Origin of the sequence: Rhodococcus gordoniae (assembly GCF_001646655.1) — a bacterium.
Classification (GTDB): Bacteria; Actinomycetota; Actinomycetes; order Mycobacteriales; family Mycobacteriaceae; genus Rhodococcus; species Rhodococcus gordoniae.
This window is the reverse complement of the sequence record NZ_LPZN01000035.1, coordinates 41,905-65,761: the sequence shown is the minus strand read 5'-3', so window position 1 is coordinate 65,761 and position 23,857 is coordinate 41,905. Positions and strand designations below refer to the sequence as shown.

Genomic DNA, 23,857 nt, shown 5'->3' with positions numbered 1-23,857 from the left:
GGGCGTTATCGTCGGATCACGAGGGTCCCCGATGGAGCGGAGTCGCGCATGAGACGAACGCGCACGAGACGGCGGGTGAGCCGGGCGGTCACGGCTTCTGCGGCCGCGGTGCTCCTGGCATCGGGTCTGGCCGCGTGCGGCAGCGACGAGGAGGGCGTGGTCCTGTCCTTCTACACGGCCGCCGACGGTGCCGAGCAGTACGCGCAGGCCGCGGAAGCGTGTACGGCCGCGGCCGGGGGCCGGTATCGGGTGGAGCAGAGGACACTTCCGAAGAACGCCGACGACCAGCGACTGCAGTTGGCGAGGCGGCTGACCGGCAACGATCCGGGTCTGGACCTGATGACCCTCGACGTCGTGTGGACGGCCGAGTTCGCCGAGGCCGGATGGGCGCTGCCGCTGCCCGACGACGTGGCCGCCGCGGTCTCCGAGGGCACCCTCGAGGGCCCGCTCGAATCGGCGACCTGGAAGGACCGGCTGTACGCCGCCCCGCTCAACACCAACACCCAGTTGCTCTGGTACCGAAAGGATCTCATGCCGGACGGGAAACCTCCGGAGACGTGGGACGAGATGATCGGCATCGCGAGCGGACTCGCCGAGGAGGGCCGCCCGTCGTGGATCGGTGTGCAGGGCCGGCAGTACGAGGGACTCATGGTGTGGTTCAACACCCTGCTCTCGAGTGCCGGAGGCTCGGTGGTCGGTGAGGACGGGGTCACCGTCACGCTCACCGACAACGACGCGGCGGTGACCGCGCTCGACATCATGAAGCGCGTCGCGACGGCGCCCGGCGCCGATCCTTCCCTGAACCAGGCCGACGAGGCGGCCGTCCGCCTCGGCATGGAGAGCGGGCGCACGGCGTTCCAGGTGAACTGGCCGTTCGTGCTCCCGGGCATCATCGAGAACAAGGATGCTCTCCCGTTCGTCGACGACAACGGCAACGTCACCTCGCGGGACACCGGGAACACGGTCCTGACCGTCGACGGGGAACAGAATTTCCTTCCCGCACCGTATCCTTCGGTGATCCCCGGTGAGCCCGCCCAGGTCACCATCGGCGGTTTCAACATCGGCGTCGCCCGTACGAGCACCCACCCGGATCTCGCGTTCGAAGCGATGCAGTGCCTGCGCAACGAGGAGAACCAGCGCAACAACGCCATCGGTGGCGGTGTCCCGCCGACACTCGCGGCGCTCTACGACGATCCGGCCTTCCAGGAGGCCTATCCGGCCTGGCGCGAGGTCCGCGCCGGTCTCGAGAACGCCGCGGTGCGTCCCGCTTCACCTGCCTACCAGAGCATTTCGACACTGGTGACCGCCACCCTCAACCCGGTCGACCAGATCGATCCGCCCCGCACCGTCGAGGAACTCGCCGAGCAGGTGCGCAAGGCGGTCAACTCGGAAGGACTGATCCCGTGACCGCCGTCGAATCGAAGCCGACCGACGAGACCCCAGAGGAATCGTCGCCCAGGACGAAAGTGGCGCTGTCCGAGGGGAAGAAAGCCGAACGCCGCCTCGGCCTCATGCTCGTCGCACCCGCGGCGATCGTGATGCTCGCCGTGACGGCCTACCCGGTGGGCTACGCCGTCTGGCTCAGCCTGCAACGCTACGATCTGCGTTTCCCCGACGAACGCCGCTTCGTCGGACTGTCCAACTACGTCGCGGTGCTGAGCGACGGATTCTGGTGGCAGGCCTTCATCGTCACCTCGCTCGTCACCCTCGTCTCCGTCGCGATCGAGTTCGTGCTCGGCCTGGCGATCGCACTGGTCATGCACCGCACCATCGTCGGGAAGGGCGTCGTGCGCACGGTGGTGCTGATCCCGTACGGCATCGTCACCGTCGCCGCCGCGTACAGCTGGTACTACGCGTGGACCCCGGGCACGGGCTATCTCGCGAATCTGCTCCCCGACGGCAGTGCCCCACTCACCGACCAGATCCCGTCCCTGGCGATCATCGTGCTCGCCGAGGTGTGGAAGACCACGCCGTTCATGGCGTTGCTGCTCCTCGCCGGTCTCGCGCTCGTCCCCGACGATCTGCTCAAGGCCGCGCAGGTCGACGGCGCCGGCGCGTGGACGCGCCTGGTGCGCATCATCGTGCCGTTGATGAAACCGGCGATCCTGGTGGCCCTGCTCTTCCGCACACTCGACGCCTTCCGCATCTTCGACAACATCTACGTCCTCACCCGCGGTTCCAACGGCACCGGGTCGGTGTCGATCCTCGGTTACGACAACCTGTTCCGGGCCTTCAACCTCGGGATCGGATCGGCGATCAGCGTCCTGATCTTCCTGTGCGTCGCGATCATCGCGTTCGTGTTCATCACGTTGTTCGGTGCGTCCGCACCCGGCTCGGACGAAGGGGGCCGATGATGGCCGAGACCAGGAAACGGACCCTGTCGTGGTCGGCGGTGAACCTCGTCGTCCTGCTCTACGCACTCGTTCCGGTGCTGTGGATCGCGAGCCTGTCGTTCAAACCGCCCGGCACCATCCAGGACGGTCGCTTCATCCCGCAGCAGTGGACACTCGACAACTACCGCGGGATCTTCCGCACCGACGCGTTCACCAGCGCCCTGATCAACTCCATCGGTATCGGCCTGATCGCCACCGTCATCGCCGTGCTCCTCGGGACGATGGCGGCCTACGCGATCGCCCGGCTCGATTTCCCCGGTAAGAAGCTCCTGGTGGGAGTGGCACTGCTCATCGCGATGTTCCCCCAGATCTCCCTCGTCAGCCCGCTGTTCGAGATCATGCGCGGACTCGGACTGTTCGACACGTGGGCGGCGCTGATCCTGCCGTACATCACCTTCTCGCTGCCGCTCGCGATCTACACCCTGTCGGCCTTCTTCAAGGAGATCCCGTGGGAGCTCGAGAAGGCCGCCAAGATGGACGGCGCGACACCGGGCCAGGCGTTCCGCAAGGTGGTGGCTCCGCTCGCGGCTCCGGGCATCATCACGGCGGCGATCCTGGTGTTCATCTTCTGCTGGAACGACCTGCTGTTCGCGATCTCGCTGACCTCCACCGAGCGGTCCATCACCGCGCCGGCCGCGATCGCGAACTTCACGGGCGCATCGCAGTTCGAGGAACCGACCGGATCGATCGCGGCGGCCGCCGTGGTCATCACGATTCCGATCATCGTGTTCGTCCTGATCTTCCAACGTCGAATCGTGGCCGGACTGACCTCCGGCGCAGTGAAGGGGTGACTACCGTGGCCGAGATCGTGCTCGACAAGGTGACGAAGGAATATCCGGACGGCGCGAAAGCCGTCAGCGACGTGGATCTCGAGATCTCCGACGGCGAGTTCATCATTCTCGTCGGCCCGTCGGGCTGCGGAAAGTCCACCACGCTCAACATGATCGCCGGTCTCGAGGACATCTCCGACGGCGAACTGCGCATCGCGGGGGAGCGGGTGAACGAGCGGGCGCCGAAGGACCGCGACATCGCGATGGTCTTCCAGTCCTACGCGCTGTATCCGCACATGTCGGTACGCGACAACATCGCCTTCCCGCTCACCCTCGCGAAGGTGCCCAAGGACGAGATCACCCGAAAAGTCGACGAAGCGGCCCGGATCCTCGACCTCACACAGCATCTCGACCGGAAGCCCGCCAACCTGTCGGGCGGTCAGCGGCAACGCGTGGCCATGGGACGTGCGATCGTGCGCAGCCCCAAGGCCTTCCTCATGGACGAACCGCTGTCGAACCTCGACGCCAAACTGCGCGTGCAGATGCGCACCGAGATCGCGCGCCTGCAGAAACGTCTCGGCACCACGACGGTGTACGTCACCCACGACCAGACCGAGGCGATGACGCTCGGCGACCGCGTCGTCGTGATGCGCGGCGGGCTCGTGCAGCAGGTCGGCGCGCCGCAGGACCTGTACGACCACCCGAAGAACCTGTTCGTCGCCGGCTTCATCGGGTCGCCGTCGATGAACTTCGTTCCGGGACAGATCGAGAACGGTTCGGTCCGTACCTCGTTCGGGGAGTTCCGGCTTCCCGACGAGCGGTGGGAGGTCGTGCGCCGCAACAATCCGTCGCGCGAGGTGGTCGTCGGTATCCGTCCGGAGCACTTCGAAGATGCCGACCTGCTCGACCCGACCCAGCGGGAAGCGGGCGTGACCTTCTCCGCGGAGGTCGACGTGCTCGAGTCCATGGGATCCGACAAGTTCGCGTACTTCACGGCCGAGGGGCCGGGCGTGCAGTCGAAGGATCTCGACGAACTCGCCGCCGACGCGGGCGCCGACATGTCGGCGGAATCGCTGGTCGCGCGGTTGTCCGTGGAGTCGCAGGCCGCGAAGGGCAGGACCGTGCAGTTGTGGTTCGACCCGGCGAAGATCGCGCTGTTCGATCAGGACACCGGAGCGAACGTCACCCTCTGACAAGACGGACTTCGGTGGCTCCGCCCCCGCGATACGGGGTCGGATCCACCGAACTCGTCGGTCAGCGGGGCGCGCGGGTCCGGAGTTCGTCGACGATCTCCTCGCTCCACACGTGCCGCCGCACCAGGCGGTAGCGTTCGCTCGCGATCCACAGGTACACCTCGGCGTCGGTGCGTGAGCGCAACATCCCCGCTTCCCGGGCCATCGCGACGACGGGGACGAATTCCTCCTCGTACCAGCGCCGCGCGACCTCCTCGCGGGTGAGGTACTCGCCGAGATCCTGCATCGAGCGGAAACCCCACGCCTCGACGGCCTCGGCCAGTTCGGCGTATCCCCACGGGTCGGACACGCGGATCGTGTCCTGGGCCGCGCCGTGCAGGGGAACGCGGCCGAGAAACATCCTGAAGTGGTCCTTGCGCACGAGATCGGGACGGGCGGTGATGCCCTCCGCGGGCACCTTCGTGGTGATCTCGGTGACGTAGGCGTCGATGGTGCGGTCGCCCTGCGCGTAGGCGATGGACACACGGTGGTGCCCGTCCTGCACGAAATGCATCGGTCCCACCCGGTACACGGAGATCGGGGGCATGGCCTCGCCGCGCCGCCGCGCGGCCGCGATGCGTTCCCACCGGGCGCGCAGGCGTGCCGAGGTGGGGCGGAAACGGCGGTCGAAATCGTCTGCGCGGTCGACGCTGCCCACGATCGAGGCGACCTCGATGATCTGCAGCCCGAGTCGTCGTTCGCCGAGGCGTCCGAGTGCGGCGACGACGTCGTCGAAGGGCAGCACGGTGTTGATGTCGGCCGGTTCGCGGCGCAGCCATGCGATCAGCCGGGCGTACTCGGCGCGCCGGCGTTGCCGGGCGAAATCGTCACCGGCGTCGGAGACCGGAAAACCGGTGTCGCGAGCCACGCTTCGACGGTACCGGGCAGTGCGGAGGTGCGGGTGGGAACCGCATGTGCGGGGCGGGGGTTACATTGCAGGAGTGACCGACGCAGTACTCCCCGCAGTTCGCAGCCACCTCGCCGAGCATCTGACCGTGCCGGGGGATCCGGAGCCGGAATCGGCGTCGGTGACCTTCCTCGGTCTCGAACCGATCGAGGTCCTCCGCTTCCGTGGTGCAGAGCTCCTGCGGTACGCCACTCTGGGGTGCTCGCGGCATCCGATGGGCGATCCGACCGACATGGTGGCCGACCCGACGCGCGGACCACGCGCCGAACTGCTGCTGAGCCTGCGCGACAACGAGGGCATCACCGCCGGGGCCCATCGCACGCTCGCGGTGCTCGCTGCGCTGCCCGCCGTGGAGGGCGTGGTCCTCACCGACGACGCGCTGCTCGATCTCGGTGAGCCGCTGTGGCCGGGCGCTCCGTTCACCGCGGTGTTGCTCGAGACGGCCGACGTGCCGTCGCTGGAACTGCCCGAGCCCTCCGACCCGGTCCACTTCTTCGAGGCCCGCCCGATCACCGGTACCGAAGCGGCATGGAAGCGGCTGAAGGGAACCGGGGCGCTGCGCGAGGCGTGGGAGGAAGCAGGCATCGACCTGAGCGACCCGCGCCGGGCGCAAGCACGTCTGTGACCGCCCCGGTTCTCACCGACCGCGCGCTCGGACGCGCCACGCTCGCCCGCCAGCACCTGCTGCGACGGAGCAGCACGGATGCCCTGACGATGATCGAGCACCTGCTGGGACTGCAGGCCCAGGCACCGCTCGCACCGTATTTCGCCCTGTGGACCCGCATACGGAATTTCCGGCCCGAGGCGTTGTCGGACCTGCTGGAGTCGCGTGCGGTGGTCCGGATCGCGTTGATGCGCGGCACGGTGTTCGCGGTCTCCGGCGCCGACGCGCACGCGCTGCGTCCGTGGGTGCAACCGGTGCTCGACCGGGGTGTCGACGCGAACAGGGCTCACCGGGCCGGGCTCGACGGTCTCGACAGGACCGCGCTCGTGTCGGTTGCCCGGGAGCTGCTGGCGGGCACTCCGAGGAGTCAGGCCGAACTGCGCCCGCTGCTCGCCGAACGGTTCCCGGATCAGGATCCGGCCGCGTTGTCCCATGCGGTGCGGTGCCTGCTCCCGCTCGTGCAGGTGCCGCCGCGCGGGCTGTGGGGGCGATCCGGACAGCCGCGCCTGGCGCACCTCGACGAGTACGTGGGCCCGCCGCCCGTGCTTCCCGGTCCCGATCGGCTGATCCTGCGGTATCTGGCCGCCTTCGGTCCCGCGAGTGTCCAGGACGCACAGGCCTGGTGCGGCCTGACCCGGCTCGGCGAGATCGTCGATCGGCTCCGCCCACAGCTCGTGGTGTTCCGGGACGAGCGCGGGGCGGAACTGTTCGACCTTCCCGACGCGCCGCGACCCGACCCGTCGATCCCTGCCCCGGTGCGCATCCTCGCGCCGTTCGACAACGTGCTGCTCTCGCATTCCGATCGCACCCGATTCGTCTCGGATGAGGACCGCACGCGGATCATGACGCGGAACGGGATCATCGCGCCGTTGCTTCTCGTCGGTGGCACGGTCGCGGGCAGTGCCCGCGTGATGAACGGCCGGACCACCGCCACCGTGGAGATGACGCCGTGGCGGACGATCACCGCGTCCGGCCGGTCGGCGCTCGAGGCCGAAGGCATGCGCCTGCTGAACTTCGCGGCTCCGGGGGCCGACACGCACGACGTGCGGATCCTGGACACGGCCTGAGCCGCTCGGCTGTCAGCCCTGCGGGACGACGACCCCGAGCGATCCGCCACCGAGACACACGGTGGTGCCGGGTGTGGACGAGCGCGCCTGCAACGCCGACCCGTCTCCGGAGACGCGGACGTACACCGTGCCGAGCCCTTCGGTGACGGGAACCGTGACGGAGTCGTGGCCGGGGAAACCGAGATCGATCGTGCCGTCGGCGGACGCCCGGTAGTTCACCTGCACCGTCCATTCCCAGTCGCCCGCGGGGGAGTCGAGCGGAAGGGCCGTGACGGCGTCGGCGGTGACGAGACGGCCGCAGTCCGGCTCGGGACCGGGCGGGACGGACCGCAGCGGCAGCAGCTCGGCGGGTGCGCGGTGTCCGCGATCGTCGAGGACCCACAGGTCGGTCGTGTAATCGCGGACGTCGGACCGGTCCGGCAGCGCGGAGAAGACGGATCCCACCAGGTTGTGCGGATAGGTGACCGGCAGCAGGATCCACACCGACACCGGATGGTCGAGCACGGTGTCGTCGGGCCGGGCGGTCAGCGCAGCCTTCGCCGCCCCGAGATAGTCGCCGGTCGGGTTGTCCGACCAGCTGCGCGCGAACGTGACGGTCGACCACAGCGAGCCGGCGGTGAACACGGCCGCGCAGGTCCAGGCGGTCGCACGAACGGCGCGAGGGTGGCTCGTCGTGCCCCGCCGCGGGGCGCGCAGGACCAGCGCCGCGGCGATCGCGACGACCACGGCCGAGTCGGCGAAGTAGCGCAGTGTGCGTGCGAGTTCGTAGGTGGTCTCCGGGCCGAAGCGGGTACTGATCATCGCCGCGAGCGACGCCAGCACGTAGGCGGTCACCGCGATCCACACCGGGCCCGTCCGCCGGCGCCGGCGCACACTCCACCCCGCCGCGAGTGCGACGGCGAACCACCCGACGACGACGAGCACGACCGGGGGATCGGCCCACGGCGGGCTCGGGTTCCACCGCTCCCACCCCCACGGACCACCCAGCAGCGACGGCAGCAGCCCGTAGGACAGCCCGTGATGGGTCAACCCGGCCACCATCGACCACGGCGGAACTCCGAACCGGGATTCGACCACCGCCGTGTAACAGAGCGCCCAGCCGACCAGCACGGCCGCCGACGCGAGCCACAGCGGGCGCGCCCGCGCCCAGGTGCGGCGGACCGGTCGCGCGAGTCCGTCGACGTGGGACGCGAGCGCGACCGTCGCGAAGGCGGCGAACGGAACGAGGACGGACTTCTCGAAGAACAGCAGGGCAACCACGGTGACGACGAGTGCGCTCACGAGATGGCGTCGTCGCCCGGTCCTGCTGTACTGCAGCGCATCTCCCGCGACCCAGGCCAGCGCTGCCTGCAGTGGCAGCGCGTTGAGCGCGGCGGCCCACCAGGCGAAGGCCGGCAGGGTCAGCGGGGTGAGGAGGTAGAACAGCAGCGGTCCCCACAGGGCGCGTCGCGGACCGAGCAGCAACCAGAGCACCCGTAGCACCGCCAGCGATGCGAGCAACTGCCCGATCACGAGCGAGGCCGCCGCCGGCCACCATGCCAACGGCGCGACGGCCGTGGCGATCCCCGCTACGAGGAAGGCGGCGGGCATCAGGTGACCGTCGTGGTCGTACCGCAGGAATGCGTCGGACAGCAGCGGATACGACCCCGCCCGGCCGACGAGGATCAGGTCGTCCCAGTAGAACTCGCCGGTCGCGGCCACCACGGTCCGGAGGATCGTCTGCAACAGGATCAGCACGAGGGCGACGACGAGCACGTGGCGCCGCGGCGATCGCGCCGGCCGTGTGGTGGGCGTCGCAGAGCTGTCGAGTTCGGTCGTCACAACCAGTTGTTGCGCCTGAAGGTGACGAACAGTCCCACGGTGATCGTGACGATCGCGGCGAGCACGACGTAGTAGCCGTACTCCCAGTGCAGTTCCGGCATGCGATCGAAGTTCATGCCGTAGATCCCGGCGATCATCGTCGGAACGGCGGCGATCGCGACCCACGCGGAGATCTTGCGCATGTCGGTGTTCTGCTGCACGGTGACCTTCGCGATCGCCGCGTCGAGCAGCGTGCCGAGCGTTTCGTCGAAGGCGGCGATGCGGTCGGACACCGTCGTGTGGTGGTCGGCGACGTCGCGGAAGTATCGTCGGACGTCCTTCGGGATCGGGTTGCCCGGCGCCCGGATGAGCTGTTGCAGCGGTTCGGCGAGCGGAACGACGGCCCGGCGCAACTGCACGATCTCGCGCTTGAGCATGTAGATCTGGTCGACCGCGATCCGCGTGTCGGGGGTGAACACGAGCTCTTCGATGTCGTCGACGTCGGGCTGTACGGCCGTCGTGACGGCGAGATAGGAGTCGACCACGTGGTCGGCGATCGCGTGGAGCACGGCCGCCGGACCGCGGGCCAGACGGTCGGGATCCCGCTCGAGGCGCTTGCGCACCTGCGACAGTTCCGAATGGTCGCCGTGCCGCACGCTCACGATGAAGTCGGGGCCCGTGAACAACATGATCTCGCCGGTCTCGACGATGTCCTTGGTGGTCGCCACCGACTCGTGCTCGATGTAGCTGACGGTGCGCAGCACCAGGAACAGCACGTTGTCGTAACGCTCGAGTTTCGGTCTCTGATGGGCGTGGACGGCGTCCTCGACCATCAGTTCGTGGAGTCCGAAGGTATGTGCGACGCTCGCCATCTGCCGTTCGTCGGGATGGTGCAGCCCGAGCCACACGAATCCGGTGCCGCGCCGGTGCACCTCTGCGACCGCCTCGGTGTGGGTGTAGCGGCCGGGCAGCCGGTGCCCGTCGACATAGACCGCGCAGTCGATCACCGCTCGTTCGGTGAGTGCCGGGGGAGTGGGGCCGCGACGAGGGGCACGAGAAGGCTGGTGCGGCATGTTGTCCTTCCTCACGGCATGCCGCTGCGGCGCGGCCGGTCGCGTCGTCATGCTAGCCCGCCGACCTGACAGACTGGGGGCGTGCGTATCGATCTCCACACCCATTCGACCGCATCGGACGGTACCGACGCTCCTGCCGACCTGGTCCGCGCCGCGGCCCGGGCGGGTCTGGACGTGGTGGCCCTGACCGATCACGACACGACCGCGGGGTGGGACGAGGCCGCGACGGCTCTGCCGGCGGGGTTGCGTCTCGTCCGGGGGATGGAGATGTCCTGCACGGGTCGCGGAGAGGACGGCGCCCCGGTCGCCGTGCACCTGCTGGCCTATCTGTTCGACCCGCACGACCCGGTGTTCGTGGCCGAACTCGAGCGGCTCCGGGGCGAACGGGTGTCGCGGATCCGGGCCATGGGTGTGCGGATGGCTGCCGACGGTCTGCCGATCGACGTCGACGCGGTGCTCGCCGAGGCGGGTCCGGCCGCGGGCCGGCCACATCTGGCGCGGGCGCTCGTCGCCGCCGGTGTGGTGCCCACGGTCGCCGATGCCTTCACCGAGCTGTTGTCCCCGCGCGGTCGCTACTACGTACCGAAGGCCGACACCCCGCTCGTCGACGCGGTGAAGATGGTGACGGCCGCGGGCGGTGTGCCGGTGGTGGCGCACGCCCGGGCGCGTTCTCGCGGGCGGCTCCTCGCGCTCGATCACATCGAGGAACTCGCCGAACTCGGACTCGGCGGTGTCGAGGCCGATCATCCCGACCACAGTGAGCAGGACGTGCGGACGATGCACGATCTCGCACGGTCGCTCGGGGTGGTCGTCACGGGATCGTCCGACTATCACGGCGACAACAAGGACGTGAGGCTCGGCAGTTTCACCACCGCTCCGGCGGCCTACGAGGCGCTGCTCGACCGCGCGACCGGCGTGGAGGTGATCGCGGGATGAGGCGGCGGGGTGCGCGATACCCGGACGAGGGGCACGGGTCGTGGAACGACGAAAACTACTACGCCAGTGAGTACGACGAGCCGTACTACGTGGACGACGGGTACCACTCCTATCCCTACGACGTCGCATCGCCGCGCCGGTCGAGCCTGCCGGTCCGCGCCGCGCGCGCGATCTCGGGTGTGGTGTGTGGTGCGGTGCTGGTCCTGACCGCCGTGGTGTGCGGGGCCCAGTACCTGGCCGGCGACCGCGGTTTTCCCGGTCCGGGGACCACCGCGGTGGCCGCGCACGTCGTTGCCTCGCTCGTGGCCCTGATCGCGCAGGTGACGGCGGATCGCCGGTCCGGTGGCGCGGCTCTCCTGTCGAGTGCTGTGGTGATCTTCACTGCATCGATTCTGTTGCTCACCCAGTGGTGGGGATGACGGCTCCGAGTGCCATCACCGCTACCCGCCGGTAGCCGTCGTGTAACTGCGGAAATTCGTGTCGATGTGCCGTCGGGGCCGTGGTCCCGGCACGTAAACTCACAGGTGAGACGACAAAACCGTGAGACCTTCGCAATCGATGCCGATTTGATTGTTCCTCTGCGAAGGTGGCAAACTTACGGCAATCCGAAAGCCGGAATACCCCGGACTCGGACGAAGGATGGCAGACCCACCCGGGGCTCGATCACCCAGGGCTCGATGCCAGGGCCACCCGCCCCGGCTCCATCACGTTCCGGAAGCCGTACAACCTTGTACAGCGGCAGTCGTGATCGCGCCCGGAAGCTTCAACCAATGTCCTTGGCGAAGCGCTGCAGACTCGATGCATGGATCGATGTGAAATGCATGGGACTGCGGTGTTTTCGCAGCCACCGAGTCCAGAGGTCGACTCGGCACACGCAGGAGTGTCATCGTGTCAATTGTGTCTGATGCACCTACCCCTCAGAAGCTCGAGTTGACGGACGAGGAGATCTTCTCGGGTCACGTCGACGGCAAGCTCTCGGTCGAGTTGACCGCGCCGCTCGAGAACCAGCGCGATCTGTCCATCGCGTACACCCCCGGTGTCGCCCGGGTCTGCCGCGCCATCGCTGCCGACGAGACCCTGGTCGACCGGTACACCTGGACGAACCGCCTGGTCGTCGTCGTGTCCGACGGCACCGCGGTCCTCGGTCTCGGCAACATCGGCGCCCGCGCCTCGCTGCCCGTGATGGAGGGCAAGTCGGCGCTGTTCAAGAAGTTCGCCGGCCTGAACTCCATTCCGCTGGTGCTCGACACCACCGATCCCGACGAGATCGTCGAGACCCTCGTCCGGCTGCGTCCGTCCTTCGGTGCCGTCAACCTCGAGGACATCTCCGCCCCGCGCTGCTTCGAGATCGAGAAGCGCGTCATCGAGGCGCTCGACTGCCCCGTCATGCACGACGACCAGCACGGAACCGCGATCGTCGCCCTGGCCGCACTCAAGGGCGCGCTGAAGGTGCAGGGACGCGACATCGCCGACCTGCGCATCGTGATCTCCGGCGCCGGCGCTGCCGGCGTGGCGTGCACCAACATCCTGCTCGCCGCCGGTGCGCGTGACGTGGTGGTGCTCGATTCGAAGGGCATCATCTCCGCCGACCGCACCGATCTCGGCGAGATCAAGACCGACCTGGCCGCCCGCACCAACCCCGAGGGCCGCAAGGGCGGCATCACCGAGGCGCTCGACGGCGCCGACGTCTACCTCGGCGTGTCGTCGGGCACCGTGCCCGAGGAGATCGTCGCGACGATGGCCGACGACTCCATCATCTTCGCGATGTCGAACCCGGATCCGGAGATCCACCCCGACATCGCCCACAAGCACGCCGCGATCGTCGCGACGGGTCGCAGCGACTTCCCGAACCAGATCAACAACGTGCTGGCTTTCCCCGGTGTGTTCAAGGGGGCGCTCGACGCCGGTGCCCGCCGCATCACCGAGGGCATGAAACTCGCCGCCGCCGAGGCCATCCTCTCGGTCGTCGGTGACGAACTGGCCGCGGACAAGATCGTCCCGAGCCCGCTCGATCCGCGTGTGGCACCCGCCGTCGCCGAGGCCGTCGCGGCCGCGGCGAAGGCCGAAGGTGTCGCCGACTAGGGATTCGCTCCCGGCGAGATCGCACCGAACGCCCCGATCCGAACCGCACAAGGGTTCCGGACCGGGGCGTTCGGCGTCCTGTCGGTTGGGAGTCCGGGGAGGCCGGGGGTGGGCAGGCGCGGGTGGCAGGAGCCCGGTGGGCGACAATGGCCGCCGTGGCGAACGAATCGAGACCGACCCGGCCGGTCGCGGCGACAGTGCTCACCGCATGCGCGGTGGCGGCCGTGCTCCAGGGATGCGCGTCGCCCGTCCTCGACGGGGCGGCGCCGTCGGCGACGGTGATCGTCGGCGCGGGGGAGCGACCCGACGAGGAGCTGCTCGCGCACCTGTACACAGGAGCCCTGCGCGGCAGCGGGATCGACGTACAGGTGCGCTCCGGCGTCGCCGATCCGCCCGCAGCACTCGACGCCGCCGAGCTCACACTGATCCCCGGTTACACGGGACGTCTGCTCGCGTCCTACGACCCGGGTTCCGACTCCACCGACGCAGAGGACGTCTTCGAGGCGCTCGCGCGGGCGCTGCCCGACGAGCTGACCATCTCCGATTACGCGTCGGCGCAGGACCGCGCGGTTCTGCTCGCCGACCGCGAACGGCTCGCGCAGTGGTCGGTGAGCCGGGTGGCCGACCTCGTCGACCGGTGCCCCGAGCTGACGTTCGCGCTGACCGAGGACTTCGGCTCCGCGGGTGGACTCGACGCGCTCGAACGCGCCGGCTGCCGTCCGCGCGAGGTACGGCGGATCGAGGATGCGCAGTCGGTCGCCGTCGCATCCGAACCCGGTACCGTCGTCGGAACCACCACGACGTCACCCGCTCTCGCGGAGATCGATGCGGATTCGCCTGTGAGCACCGTGCCCGACGCACCCGACCGCGCCCCGCAGGACGACACGAAGGCAGACGACGCCCCGGTACCGGTACTGCCCGCCCAGAACGTCGTCCCGGTCTTCCGCAAGGGCACCCTCGACGAGGCGCAGCTCGACGCGTTGCGGACCATCGCCGGAGAGCTGACGACGAGCGATCTCACCGAACTGCGCGCGCGACTCGACGCCGGCGAGGATCCCCGGTCCGTCGCCGAGGAATGGCTCGCCGAACACAGCTGATCGCGGACGCCCGGTGCTCAGCCCGTGCGGGTGCCCATCCGCTGCCGGAGGAACACACCGAAGTCGCTGATCGCCGCGGCGGCCTCGGGAACGAGCGACGCCTGCAACGGCGCGACGTGCCACAATTCGGGCTGCGCGACGAACGTGACGTCGACGCCCGCCGTCCGGAGTTTCTCGGCGTACCGCCGGACCTGCGGGTAGAACATCTCCGCGGTGCCCACCTGGATGAGCGTCGGCGGCAGCCCCGTGGGATCGGCGTGCATGGGCGCGTAACCGGGATCGGTGGGATCGCCCCCGGCCAGATACGCCTCGGCCGAGGAGTACACCCAACCCTTGTTGAGGACGACGTCGTTCACGTCGGGCAGGTCGCGGGCGGCCGGATCGGTCCACGGCGACAGCAACCCGAGCGCGGGCGGGGTGATCGCGTGCCGGTCGATGAGCCGGCGCGCGGTGGCCGCCGCGAGGCCACCGCCGGCGGAGTCGCCGGCGATCGCGGTGCCCGACACCTCGAAGCCGTGCTCGCCGACGAGTTCGAGATAGGCCGCTTCGGCGTCGTTCGGCGCCGCCGGATAGGGATGCTCGGGAGCGAGCCGGTAGTCGAGGACGTACACGGCCGACTCCGCCGCCGCGGCGAGATGCGCCGCGAGTGAGCGGTGCGTGGCGAGCGATCCACCGGTGTACGCGCCGCCGTGCAGGTACAGGATCGCGGTGGTTCGCTCGGTGGCGCCCACGGTGATCCGCTCGGCGGGGCGTCCCGCCAGACGGATCGGGCGCACCACGGTGTCCTTCGGGAGGAACTGCAACGGCGCGGCGAGGTCGAGCAGCCGGCGTTGCGTGGCGAACGACCAGCGCGGTGACAGCAGGGCACGGAAGAGAGGCCGCAGCGCGGTACGCGCCACCCGCGGTGACAACTGGGGTGTCGGAGGCATGCCGCAGCCTATCCCTTCGGCACGACCCGGGAGGTCACGGTGGCGACGACACGCTGATAGGCCGGTCCGGCCACACGGACGAAGGCATCGAGAAGCTTCGCGTCGGCGCCGACGAGTACGCGGGCCTTGTTCTTCCGCACACCGGCGAGGATGGTCTTCGCCGCGTCCTCGGGGGTCGTGCGCGCGAGCTTGCGGTCGAAGAACTCCGCGAAGGTCGCCTGGTCGTCGCCGTCCGGGACGGCGGCGTTGCGCGCGATCGCGGTCTTGATGCCACCGGGATGCACGCACGTGACCTGCACGGGATGCCGGGCGACGAGCATCTCCTGCCGCACCGCCTCCGTGAAGCCGCGCACCGCGAACTTCGCCGAGTTGTATGCCGCCTGGCCCGGGATGCTCAGCAGCCCGAACAGGCTCGAGACGTTGATCAGGTGGCCGTCACCGGACGCGATGAGGTACGGCAGGAAAGCCTTGGTGCCGTTGACGACTCCCCAGAAGTCGACGTCCATCACGCGCTCGATGTCCTTGAACTCGGTGCGCTCGAGGTCGCCGTGATAGGCGATGCCCGCGTTGTTGTACACCTGGTGGACCGCACCGAAGTGGGCGGCGACCTGCTCGGCGTACTCGAGGACCTTCTCCCGCTGGGTGACGTCGAGATGGTCGGCCTTCACCTCGGCGCCGAGATCCCGTGCGCGACGGGCGGTCTCCTCGAGTCCGGCGGTGTCGACGTCCGAGATCGCCAGTCGGGCGCCCTCGGCGGCGAGGGCGAGCACGAGGGCCCGCCCGATCCCGGAACCCGCTCCCGTGACGACCACGACCCGGCCTGCGACATCACTCATCGAACTGCTGCCTCTCGGGACGTGCGCTCCTGCGCGGGACGGTCGGTGGCGACGGGGAGATCCGACCCGGCAACGCTGCGGTACGCGTCGAGGTCGAATCGCCTTGTGATGCGACGGAATTCGAAGGTGAATCCCGGCCACAGCGTGGTGTTGTTGCCGTGCTTGTCGAGATACCAGCTCGCACACCCGCCGTTGTTCCACACGCTCGAGCGCATCGCGCGCTGCAGCTCGCGGTTGTACTCGTCCTGCACGTCCTCGCGGACCTCGACCGTGCCGATGCGATTGCGGTCGATCGTGCGGATCGCGTCGACGACGTAGCCGAGCTGCGACTCGATCATGTACACCATCGAGGTGTGGCCGAGTCCGGTGTTCGGGCCGACGAGGAAGAACAGGTTGGGGAAACCGGCGACCGAGCTGCCCTTGTACCCCTGCATGCCGGTCTCGTCGAAGACCTCGGCCAGTGAACGGCCGTCCTTGCCGAAGATACCGGCGAAGGTCGGGGAATCGGTGACGTGGAAGCCGGTCGCGACGACGATCGCATCGACCTCGCGTTCGGTGCCGTCTTTCGTGACGATGCCGCGCGGGGTGACGCGGGCGATGCCGTCGGTGACGAGGTCGACGTTCGGCCGGTCGAGCGCGGGGTAGTAGTTGTTCGAGATCAGCATGCGCTTGCAGCCGATGCCGTAGTTCGGCGTGACCTTCCGTCGCAGTTCCTTGTCGCGGATCTGCCGGCGGACCTGGAGGCGCGCGGCGAGTTCGAGCGGCTTCATGAAGGCCTGTGCCTTGGCCAGGCCCACGACCTGGGTCTCACGGGCGGTGTACTGCAGGGCGCGCGAGAGGCGCTGGAAGCCGGGGATGTACCGGAAGGCGAATCGCTCGGGCGCGGTGTACTCGCGGTCGAAGCGGGGAAGGATCCACGGTGCCGTGCGCTGGTAGACGTCGAGGTGTCCGACGGTGCCCGCGATGGCCGGCACGATCTGGATGGCGGAGGCTCCGGTGCCGATGACAGCGACCCGCTTGCCGGCGAGATCGGCGTCGTGGTTCCACCGGGCCGAATGGAAGATCTCGCCTTCGAAGCCGGCAATGCCCTCGATGTCGGGCAGCGACGGCTCGCACAGTGCGCCCACCGCGGAGATCATGACCTTGGCGCTGTACCGCCCGCGTGTGGTGGACACGTCCCAGCGGTGCGTCGCGGTGTTCCAGCGGGCCGACTGCACGTCGCATCCGAAGACGGTGCGGCGCCGGACGTCGTACCGGTCGGCGACGGAGCGGATGTACTCCTGGATCTCCGGTTGCGGCGAGAACGAGCGCGTCCAGCCCGGGTTGAGGGCGAAGGAGTAGGAGTAGAGATTCGACGGCACGTCGCACGCGGCGCCGGGGTAGGTGTTGTCGCGCCAGGTGCCGCCGACCTCGGACGCGCGTTCGAGTACGAGGAAGTCCTTGCCTGCCTGCGACAGTCGGATGGCTGCACCGAGCCCGGCGAACCCGCTGCCGATGATCAGCGTGTCGACCTGACGGATCTTCGCGTCGGCGACGGTATCTGTAACCGGAAGACTCATGTACTTGAGGCTAGAGCGTTCCAGTGACCTGGTCAACACTTGTTGACCATAATTCAATAACGGTGTTTGCATGGGGGGCGTGGCAGAAGACAGTCCCGAACCCCGCCGGACCCGCCTCGGTCCCGCGCAACGCCGGGCCCAGCTGATCGGACAGGGGCTCGAGTTGCTCGCCGAGCGGCCGCTCGAGCAGATCTCCGTGGAGGAGGTCGCCGACCGGGCCGGGGTCTCGAAGGGCCTGCTGTTCCACTACTTCGCCTCGAAGCACGACTTTCACGTCGAACTCGTGCGGTGTGTCGGCCGGGACCTCGTCGAGTACACCGCGCCGGACGAGGACCTCGAACCCGTCGAGATGCTGCGGGGCACGCTCGTCGCGTACGTCGACTACGTCACCCGGCGCCGCGACATGTACGTGTCGATCCTGCGCGGCGCCACCAGCGGCGATCCCGACATGCGCGCGGCGTTCGAGGACACCCGCACGGCGATGGTCGAGCGGACCGTCGCGCACCTGCCCGCCATCGGGATCGAACCGGCCCCTGCCGTGCGACTCGCGGTCCGTGGGTGGGTGGCCTTCGTCGAGGACACGACCATCGCGTGGCTGCGCGACCCCGAACTCACCCGCGACGAGTTCGTCGAGCTGGCCATCGCTGCGCTGTCCGGCGTGGCCCTGGCCGCACATTCGCTCCAGGATCACGCCGGGGGCGATCTCAGCGGTCGTGCCCGGGAAGGTACTCCTGCAGCTTCGTCTTGACGCCCTGTTTCACGAAGCCCCAACGGTTCTCGTCACCGGACAGGACGGCCTTGGCGACGTCGGTGAACTGTTCCCACGTCGCGTGCGGCGGGATCGGCGGCATGTCCGGATCGGTGTACACGTCGAGCACCGTCGGACGATCCGCAGCCAGGGCGCGATCCCAGGCCGGGCCCATCTCGTCCGGGGACTTCACGGTTTCGCCGCCCAGCCCGAGGCTGCGCGCGAAGGCGGCGTAGTCGACGTCCGGAAGCGACTGGGACTCCGCGAATTTCGGTGCCCCGCCCATCGCGCGCATTTCCCAGGTCACCTGGTTGAGATCATTGTTGTGGATGATCGCGACGACGAGCCGCGGGTCCCCCCACTGCTGCCGGTACCGCTGGATGGTGATCAGTTCGGCCATGCCGTTCATCTGCATCGCACCGTCGCCGGCGAAGGCGATCACCGGACGGTCGGGGTGCCCGAACTTCGCGCCGATTCCGTACGGCACGGCCGGTCCCATCGTCGCGAGGGTGCCCGACAGCGAACCGCGCATGTCGCCGCGGAACCGCAGTTGGCGCGCATACCAGTTGGCGGCCGAACCCGAATCGGCGGTGACGATCGCGTTGTCGGGCAGCCGCGGTGAGGCCTCGGCGAACATCCGCAGCGGGTTGACGAACTCCGTCTCCACCTCGGCCTGCTGCCCCATGATCTGCCACCAGCGCTGCACGTTCTGCTCGATGCGCTCGCGCCACGAACGGTCCTGTTTGCGCTGCAGCAGGGGGATGAGCGCGTCGAGCGCCGCCGCGGCATCGGCAACGAGGTTGACCTCGTTCGGATAGCGCATCCCGATCATGCGCGCGTCGATGTCGATCTGCACGCTGCGTGCCTGCTCGTATTCCGGAAGGAACTGGCTGTAGGGGAGACTCGAGCCGACGATGAGCAGGGTGTCGCACTCCGTCATCATCTCGTGGGTGGGGCGGGTTCCCAGCAGCCCGATCGATCCGGTGACCCACGGCAGGTCGTCGGGCAGCACGTCCTTGCCCAGCAGGGCCTTCGCCACCCCCGCGCCGAGCAGATCCGCGACCTGCTCGAGTTGCGCCCGGGCGCCGCGAGCACCGCTGCCGACGAGCATCGCGACCTTGTTCCCCGCGTTGAGTACGTCGGCGGCACGTGCGATCGCGTCGTCGTCCGGCGCGACGCGGGGCCGGTCGAAACCGATGCTCGACGGCACCATCTTGAACTCGTGGCCGGGCGGGGAGTACTCGAGTTCCTGCACGTCGCCGTGGATGATCACCGCCGTCGGCGTGCGGTACGCGATGGCGGTGCGCATCGCCCGGTCGAGGACGTTGGGCAACTGCTCGGGCACCGTGACCGTCTCCACGAAGGCCGACGCCACATCCTTGTACAGCGTGTGCAGGTCCACTTCCTGCTGGTACGACCCGCCCATCGCCGAGCGGTCGGTCTGACCCACGATCGCCACCACCGGCACGTGGTCGAGTTTCGCGTCGTAGAGGCCGTTGAGCAGATGGATCGCACCGGGGCCGGAGGTCGCCATGCACACCCCGGGCCTGCCCGTGAACTTCGCGTAGCCGACCGCCTCGAAGGCACTCATCTCCTCGTGCCGCGACTGCACGAAGACCGGATCGTTGCCGGTGCGGGTCCAGGCGGCGAGAATCCCGTTGATGCCGTCCCCGGGATAGCCGAAGACGTGGTCCACCCCCCATTCGCGCAGGCGGTGCAACAGGTAGTCGGCCACGGTCCGGTTCGCCATCGGTAGCTCCTCACAGGACGCGATCGGGGTCTCCGGAAGGGTGCCCGTCACGTCCGGGCCGAAACACCCCGGAAAAGGCGTGAGCCGGGTCGATCGCCCCTGAAGGGGGACGAATCGACCCGGCTCACATGAGAACCGTCACGGGCCCGAAGGGTCCGAAACGGGGCTTCTAGCGACCGAAGGCCTTCTCGAGGATCTCCTGCTGCTCGACAGCGTGGACCTTGCTCGAACCGGACGACGGTGCCGACATCGCACGACGCGACACGCGCTTGATCCCGCTGAGCTTCTCGGGCAGCAGTTCCGGCAGGGCGAGGCCGAGGAACGGCCACGCACCCTGGTTCGCCGGCTCCTCCTGCACCCAGAAGAACTCGGACGCGTTCGGGTACTGCTCGAGGGTCTCGGCGATGCGACGACGCGGCACCGGGTACAGCTGCTCGATGCGCACGATCGCGACGTCGTCACGACCTTCCTTCTGCTTCTTCGCCAGCAGTTCCCAGTAGATCTTGCCGGAGGTCAGCAGCACGCGGGTGGCCTTCGACCGGTCGGCCGTGCCCTCCTCGTAGGGAACCTCTTCGAGCAGCGAGCGGAACTTGCCCTGCGTGAAGTCCTCGACGTTGCTGACCGCGGCCTTGTTGCGCAGCATCGACTTCGGCGTGAACACCACCAGCGGGCGCCGGATGCCGTCGAGATGGTGACGACGCAGCAGGTGGAAGTAGCTCGCCGGGGTCGACGGAACCGCGACCGTCATCGAGCCCTCGGCGCACAGCTGCAACCAGCGCTCGATGCGACCCGAGGTGTGGTCGGGACCCTGGCCCTCGTGGCCGTGCGGCAGCAGCAGCACGACGTCGGAGAGCTGCCCCCACTTGGCCTCACCGGACGAGATGAACTCGTCGATGATGGACTGCGCGCCGTTGACGAAGTCGCCGAACTGCGCCTCCCACAGCACGAGCGCGTCGGGGTTGCCCACCGAGTAGCCGTACTCGAAGCCCAGACCCGCGAACTCGGTCAGCGCCGAGTCGTAGACCATGAAGCGACCGCCGTTGCCGGCCTGAGTGGCCAGCGAAGCCAGCGGGCTGTACTCGTCGCCGGTCTTGCGGTCGATGATGACCGAGTGGCGCTGCGTGAACGTGCCGCGACGCGAGTCCTGACCGGCCAGACGCACCAGGGCGCCTTCCTCGGCCAGCGAACCGAACGCGAGCAACTCGGCGAACGCCCAGTCGATCTTGCCGTTGCGCGACATCTCGCGACGCTTCTCGAGCACCGGCTTGACGCGCGGGTGGACGGTGAAGCCCTCGGGTGCCTCGGCGAAGGCGTCGCCGATCCGCTCGAGCACCGAACGGTCGACGGAGGTGTCGAGACGCTTGGGCGGGGTCTGGTCGAGCTCGACCGACTCCGACGGCTCCGGCTGGTACTTCTCGAGTTCGCGGACTTCGTTGAAGACGCGTTCGAGCTGTCCCTGGTAGTCGCGCAGGGCGTCTTCCGCTTCCTTGAGCGAGATGTCGCCGCGGCCGATCAGGGCCTCGGTGTAGCTCTTGCGGACGCTGCGCTTGGTGTCGATCACGTCGTACATCGCGGGCTGGGTCATCGACGGGTCGTCGCCCTCGTTGTGACCGCGACGGCGGTAGCAGATCATGTCGATGACGACGTCCTTGTGGAACTTCTCGCGGAAGTCCACGGCGAGCTTCGCGACCCACACGCAGGCCTCGGGATCGTCGCCGTTGACGTGGAAGATCGGCGCACCGATCATCTTCGCCACGTCGGTGCAGTACTCGGACGAACGCGAGTGCTCCGGCGCGGTGGTGAAGCCCACCTGGTTGTTGACGACGATGTGCACGGTGCCGCCGGTGCGGTAGCCGCGCAGCAGTGCGAGGTTGAGGGTCTCCGCCACGACACCCTGACCGGCGAACGCAGCGTCGCCGTGCAGCAGCAGCGGCAGGACGGTGAAGCCGTCCTCGCCCTTGTCGAGGATGTCCTGCTTGGCGCGGACGAGGCCCTCGAGCACCGGGTTGACCGCCTCGAGGTGCGAGGGGTTCGCGGTGAGCGAGACCTTGATGTCGTTGTCGCCGAACATCTGGATGTAGGTGCCCTCGGCACCGAGGTGGTACTTCACGTCGCCGGAACCGTGAGCTGCGGCCGGGTTCAGGTTGCCCTCGAACTCGGAGAAGATCTGCGAGTACGGCTTGCCGACGATGTTGGCGAGCACGTTCAGGCGGCCACGGTGCGGCATCGCGATGGCGACCTCGTCGAGCGTGTGCTCGGCGGCCTGGTCGATGATCGCGTCCATCATCGGGATGACCGATTCGGCGCCCTCGAGCGAGAAGCGCTTCTGACCGACGTACTTGGTCTGCAGGAACGTCTCGAACGCCTCGGCGGCGTTGAGGCGGCTCAGGATGTACTTCTGCTGGGCGACCGTCGGCTTGACGTGGTGCGCCTCGACGCGCTCCTGCAGCCACTGCTGCTGCTCGGGCTCGAGGATGTGGGTGTACTCGACACCGACGTGGCGGCAGTACGCGTCGCGCAGCACCGACAGCACGTCGCGCAGCTTCATCTTCTGGCGGCCGTGGAAGCCGCCGACGTTGAACTCGCGATCGAGATCCCACAGTGTCAGGTCGTGGGTCGTGACGTCGAGGTCGGGATGCGAGCGGAACTTGTCGCGCACGAACTGCAACGGATCGGTGTCGGCCATGAGGTGGCCGCGGCTGCGGTAGGCGGCGATGAGCTCGAGCACACGGGTGTGCTTGTCGACGAGGCCTTCCGGCACGTCCTTGCGCCAGCGGACCGGCTCGTAGGGGATGTGCAGGGTGTGGAAGACGCCGTCGTAGAAGTCGTCGCTGATGAGCAGCTCGTGGATCTTCTTCAGGAACTCACCCGACTCCGCGCCCTGGATCACGCGGTGGTCGTAGGTGGAGGTGAGCGTCAGCAGCTTGCCGATCCCCATCTCGGCGATCCGCTCGTCGGACGCGCCCTGGAACTCGGCGGGGTACTCCATCGCACCGGCGCCGATGATCGCGCCCTGGCCCTGCATCAGACGCGGAACCGAGTGCACGGTGCCGATGCCGCCCGGGTTGGTCAGCGAGATCGTGACACCCGAGAAGTCGTCGCCGGTGAGCTTGCCGTCGCGGGCGCGGCGCACGATGTCCTCGTAGGCCGAATAGAACTGCGCGAAGTTCATCGTCTCGCAGTTCTTGATGGCGGCCACCACGAGCGAACGCTGGCCGTTCTTGCCCGGCAGGTCGATGGCGAGACCGAGGTTGGTGTGCTGCGGCACGACCAGGTTCGGCTTGCCGTCGATCTCGGCGAAGTGGTTGTTCATGTTCGGGAACGCCTTGACCGCCTGGACGATCGCGTAACCGAGGATGTGGGTGAACGAGACCTTGCCGCCCCGGGTGCGGGCGAGATGGTTGTTGATGACGATGCGGTTGTCGAACATCAACTTCGCGGGGACCGCGCGAACACTGGTGGCCGTCGGGATCGACAGCGAGGCGTTCATGTTCTTCGCAACGGCAGCAGCGGCGCCGCGCAGAACCTTCTTCTCCTCGGCGGCCGGGGCCGACGGGGCAGCTGCCGGCTTCGGGGCCGGCTTCGCCGGCGCGGCCTGGGCCTTCGGCTGGGTTGCAGGCTTGGTCTCGGCCTTCGGTGCGGGCTTCGCCGGCGCGGCCTGGGCCTTCGGTGCGGGCTCGGTGGGGGCCGAAGCGGAGGAACTCGGCGCAGATGCGGTGCTCGGCGCGGGCTTCTCGGTCGTGGCGGTGTCGGAGCCGTTGGTACCTCCGGCCACCGCAGCTTCCGGCGAATAGTCGGTCAGAAATTCGTGCCAACTCGCGTCCACGGACGAAGGGTCGTCCTGGAAGCGCTGGTACATCTCGTCAACCAACCACTGGTTCTGTCCGAACTGTGATGTAGAGCTGCTGCTCACGGCAGTTGTTCGCCTCGTTTCTTTCTTCGGTACCCGATCGGAGCGCCTGTGAATATGAGGCTAGCCCGTGGCATGTGACGATCCGAACTGACCGCTCATGT

Annotated in this window: 19 protein-coding genes; 11 read left to right on the top strand and 8 right to left on the bottom strand. The window is 68.4% G+C overall.

Going from position 1 to position 23,857, the window contains the following annotated elements:
* Window positions 1-48 precede the first annotated feature (48 nt).
* Genes A8G18_RS14450 through A8G18_RS14435 form a run of 4 tightly spaced genes read left to right on the top strand, consistent with a single transcriptional unit; the run spans window position 49 to window position 4,356 of the window.
* Window positions 49-1,407 carry an ABC transporter substrate-binding protein gene (locus A8G18_RS14450; RefSeq protein WP_064064419.1) on the top strand — a complete coding sequence of 453 codons (1,359 nt, stop codon included), beginning with the start codon at window positions 49-51 and terminating at the stop codon, window positions 1,405-1,407.
* A 59-nt stretch (window positions 1,408-1,466) separates the two neighbouring features.
* Window positions 1,467-2,354 carry a carbohydrate ABC transporter permease gene (locus A8G18_RS14445; protein ID WP_172506148.1) on the top strand — a complete coding sequence of 296 codons (888 nt, stop codon included), beginning with the start codon at window positions 1,467-1,469 and terminating at the stop codon, window positions 2,352-2,354.
* Complete coding sequence (locus tag A8G18_RS14440; RefSeq protein WP_064064417.1) at window positions 2,354-3,184, top strand: carbohydrate ABC transporter permease; 831 nt, start codon at window positions 2,354-2,356, stop codon at window positions 3,182-3,184. The genes A8G18_RS14445 and A8G18_RS14440 overlap by 1 nt, the downstream gene beginning before the upstream one ends.
* A 5-nt stretch (window positions 3,185-3,189) precedes the next feature.
* Window positions 3,190-4,356 carry an ABC transporter ATP-binding protein gene (locus A8G18_RS14435; RefSeq protein ID WP_064064445.1) on the top strand — a complete coding sequence of 389 codons (1,167 nt, stop codon included), beginning with the start codon at window positions 3,190-3,192 and terminating at the stop codon, window positions 4,354-4,356.
* A gap of 61 nt (window positions 4,357-4,417) precedes the next feature.
* Here A8G18_RS14435 and A8G18_RS14430 read toward each other — a convergent pair whose 3' ends face one another.
* Window positions 4,418-5,263, bottom strand: coding sequence for a hypothetical protein (locus tag A8G18_RS14430; RefSeq protein ID WP_064064416.1), 846 nt, complete (start codon window positions 5,261-5,263; stop codon window positions 4,418-4,420).
* 73 nt (window positions 5,264-5,336) lie between these two features.
* Between A8G18_RS14430 and A8G18_RS14425 the strand changes: the two genes are divergently transcribed.
* Window positions 5,337-5,927, top strand: coding sequence for a suppressor of fused domain protein (locus A8G18_RS14425; protein WP_064064415.1), 591 nt, complete (start codon window positions 5,337-5,339; stop codon window positions 5,925-5,927).
* Entirely contained in the window at window positions 5,924-7,033 is a 1,110-nt protein-coding gene (locus A8G18_RS14420) for a winged helix DNA-binding domain-containing protein (RefSeq protein WP_064064414.1), read from the top strand. Before A8G18_RS14425 ends, A8G18_RS14420 begins: the two co-directional genes overlap by 4 nt.
* Before the next feature lie 12 nt (window positions 7,034-7,045).
* On the opposite strand, the gene A8G18_RS14415 is transcribed toward A8G18_RS14420, so the two are convergent.
* Together A8G18_RS14415 and A8G18_RS14410 are read right to left on the bottom strand one after the other, a co-directional pair.
* Window positions 7,046-8,854 carry a hypothetical protein gene (locus tag A8G18_RS14415; protein ID WP_064064413.1) on the bottom strand — a complete coding sequence of 603 codons (1,809 nt, stop codon included), beginning with the start codon at window positions 8,852-8,854 and terminating at the stop codon, window positions 7,046-7,048.
* Window positions 8,851-9,906, bottom strand: coding sequence for a magnesium and cobalt transport protein CorA (locus A8G18_RS14410; protein ID WP_064064444.1), 1,056 nt, complete (start codon window positions 9,904-9,906; stop codon window positions 8,851-8,853). The genes A8G18_RS14415 and A8G18_RS14410 overlap by 4 nt, the downstream gene beginning before the upstream one ends.
* 81 nt (window positions 9,907-9,987) lie before the next feature.
* Between A8G18_RS14410 and A8G18_RS14405 the strand changes: the two genes are divergently transcribed.
* The 4 genes from A8G18_RS14405 to A8G18_RS14390 all read left to right on the top strand — a co-directional run bounded on the left by A8G18_RS14405 (window position 9,988) and on the right by A8G18_RS14390 (window position 14,021).
* The gene (locus A8G18_RS14405) at window positions 9,988-10,842 is read left to right on the top strand and encodes a PHP domain-containing protein (protein ID WP_064064412.1); all 855 of its coding nucleotides are present in this window, start codon (window positions 9,988-9,990) and stop codon (window positions 10,840-10,842) included.
* Window positions 10,839-11,261 (top strand): hypothetical protein, encoded by a 423-nt coding sequence (locus A8G18_RS14400; RefSeq protein WP_064064411.1) that lies wholly within the window; start codon window positions 10,839-10,841, stop codon window positions 11,259-11,261. Before A8G18_RS14405 ends, A8G18_RS14400 begins: the two co-directional genes overlap by 4 nt.
* 469 nt (window positions 11,262-11,730) lie before the next feature.
* The gene (locus tag A8G18_RS14395) at window positions 11,731-12,924 is read left to right on the top strand and encodes an NAD(P)-dependent malic enzyme (protein ID WP_026003143.1); all 1,194 of its coding nucleotides are present in this window, start codon (window positions 11,731-11,733) and stop codon (window positions 12,922-12,924) included.
* A gap of 146 nt (window positions 12,925-13,070) precedes the next feature.
* Window positions 13,071-14,021: a glycine betaine ABC transporter substrate-binding protein gene (locus A8G18_RS14390; RefSeq protein ID WP_064064410.1), complete on the top strand. Its 951-nt coding sequence runs from the start codon at window positions 13,071-13,073 to the stop codon at window positions 14,019-14,021.
* 17 nt (window positions 14,022-14,038) lie between these two features.
* On the opposite strand, the gene A8G18_RS14385 is transcribed toward A8G18_RS14390, so the two are convergent.
* Genes A8G18_RS14385 through A8G18_RS14375 form a run of 3 tightly spaced genes read right to left on the bottom strand, consistent with a single transcriptional unit; the run spans window position 14,039 to window position 17,345 of the window.
* Window positions 14,039-14,950 carry an alpha/beta hydrolase fold domain-containing protein gene (locus A8G18_RS14385; protein WP_064064409.1) on the bottom strand — a complete coding sequence of 304 codons (912 nt, stop codon included), beginning with the start codon at window positions 14,948-14,950 and terminating at the stop codon, window positions 14,039-14,041.
* 8 nt (window positions 14,951-14,958) lie between these two features.
* On the bottom strand, window positions 14,959-15,786 hold the full coding sequence (locus tag A8G18_RS14380; protein ID WP_064064408.1) for an SDR family NAD(P)-dependent oxidoreductase: 828 nt from the start codon (window positions 15,784-15,786) through the stop codon (window positions 14,959-14,961).
* Complete coding sequence (locus A8G18_RS14375; RefSeq protein WP_064064407.1) at window positions 15,783-17,345, bottom strand: flavin-containing monooxygenase; 1,563 nt, start codon at window positions 17,343-17,345, stop codon at window positions 15,783-15,785. Before A8G18_RS14375 ends, A8G18_RS14380 begins: the two co-directional genes overlap by 4 nt.
* 70 nt (window positions 17,346-17,415) lie before the next feature.
* Between A8G18_RS14375 and A8G18_RS14370 the strand changes: the two genes are divergently transcribed.
* Entirely contained in the window at window positions 17,416-18,093 is a 678-nt protein-coding gene (locus A8G18_RS14370; protein WP_064064406.1) for a TetR/AcrR family transcriptional regulator, read from the top strand.
* Here A8G18_RS14370 and A8G18_RS14365 read toward each other — a convergent pair.
* On the bottom strand, window positions 18,050-19,843 hold the full coding sequence (locus tag A8G18_RS14365) for a thiamine pyrophosphate-requiring protein (RefSeq protein ID WP_064064405.1): 1,794 nt from the start codon (window positions 19,841-19,843) through the stop codon (window positions 18,050-18,052). The genes A8G18_RS14370 and A8G18_RS14365 overlap by 44 nt on opposite strands.
* A gap of 169 nt (window positions 19,844-20,012) precedes the next feature.
* On the bottom strand, window positions 20,013-23,756 hold the full coding sequence (locus tag A8G18_RS14360; protein WP_084421811.1) for a multifunctional oxoglutarate decarboxylase/oxoglutarate dehydrogenase thiamine pyrophosphate-binding subunit/dihydrolipoyllysine-residue succinyltransferase subunit: 3,744 nt from the start codon (window positions 23,754-23,756) through the stop codon (window positions 20,013-20,015).
* Window positions 23,757-23,857: the final 101 nt, after the last annotated feature.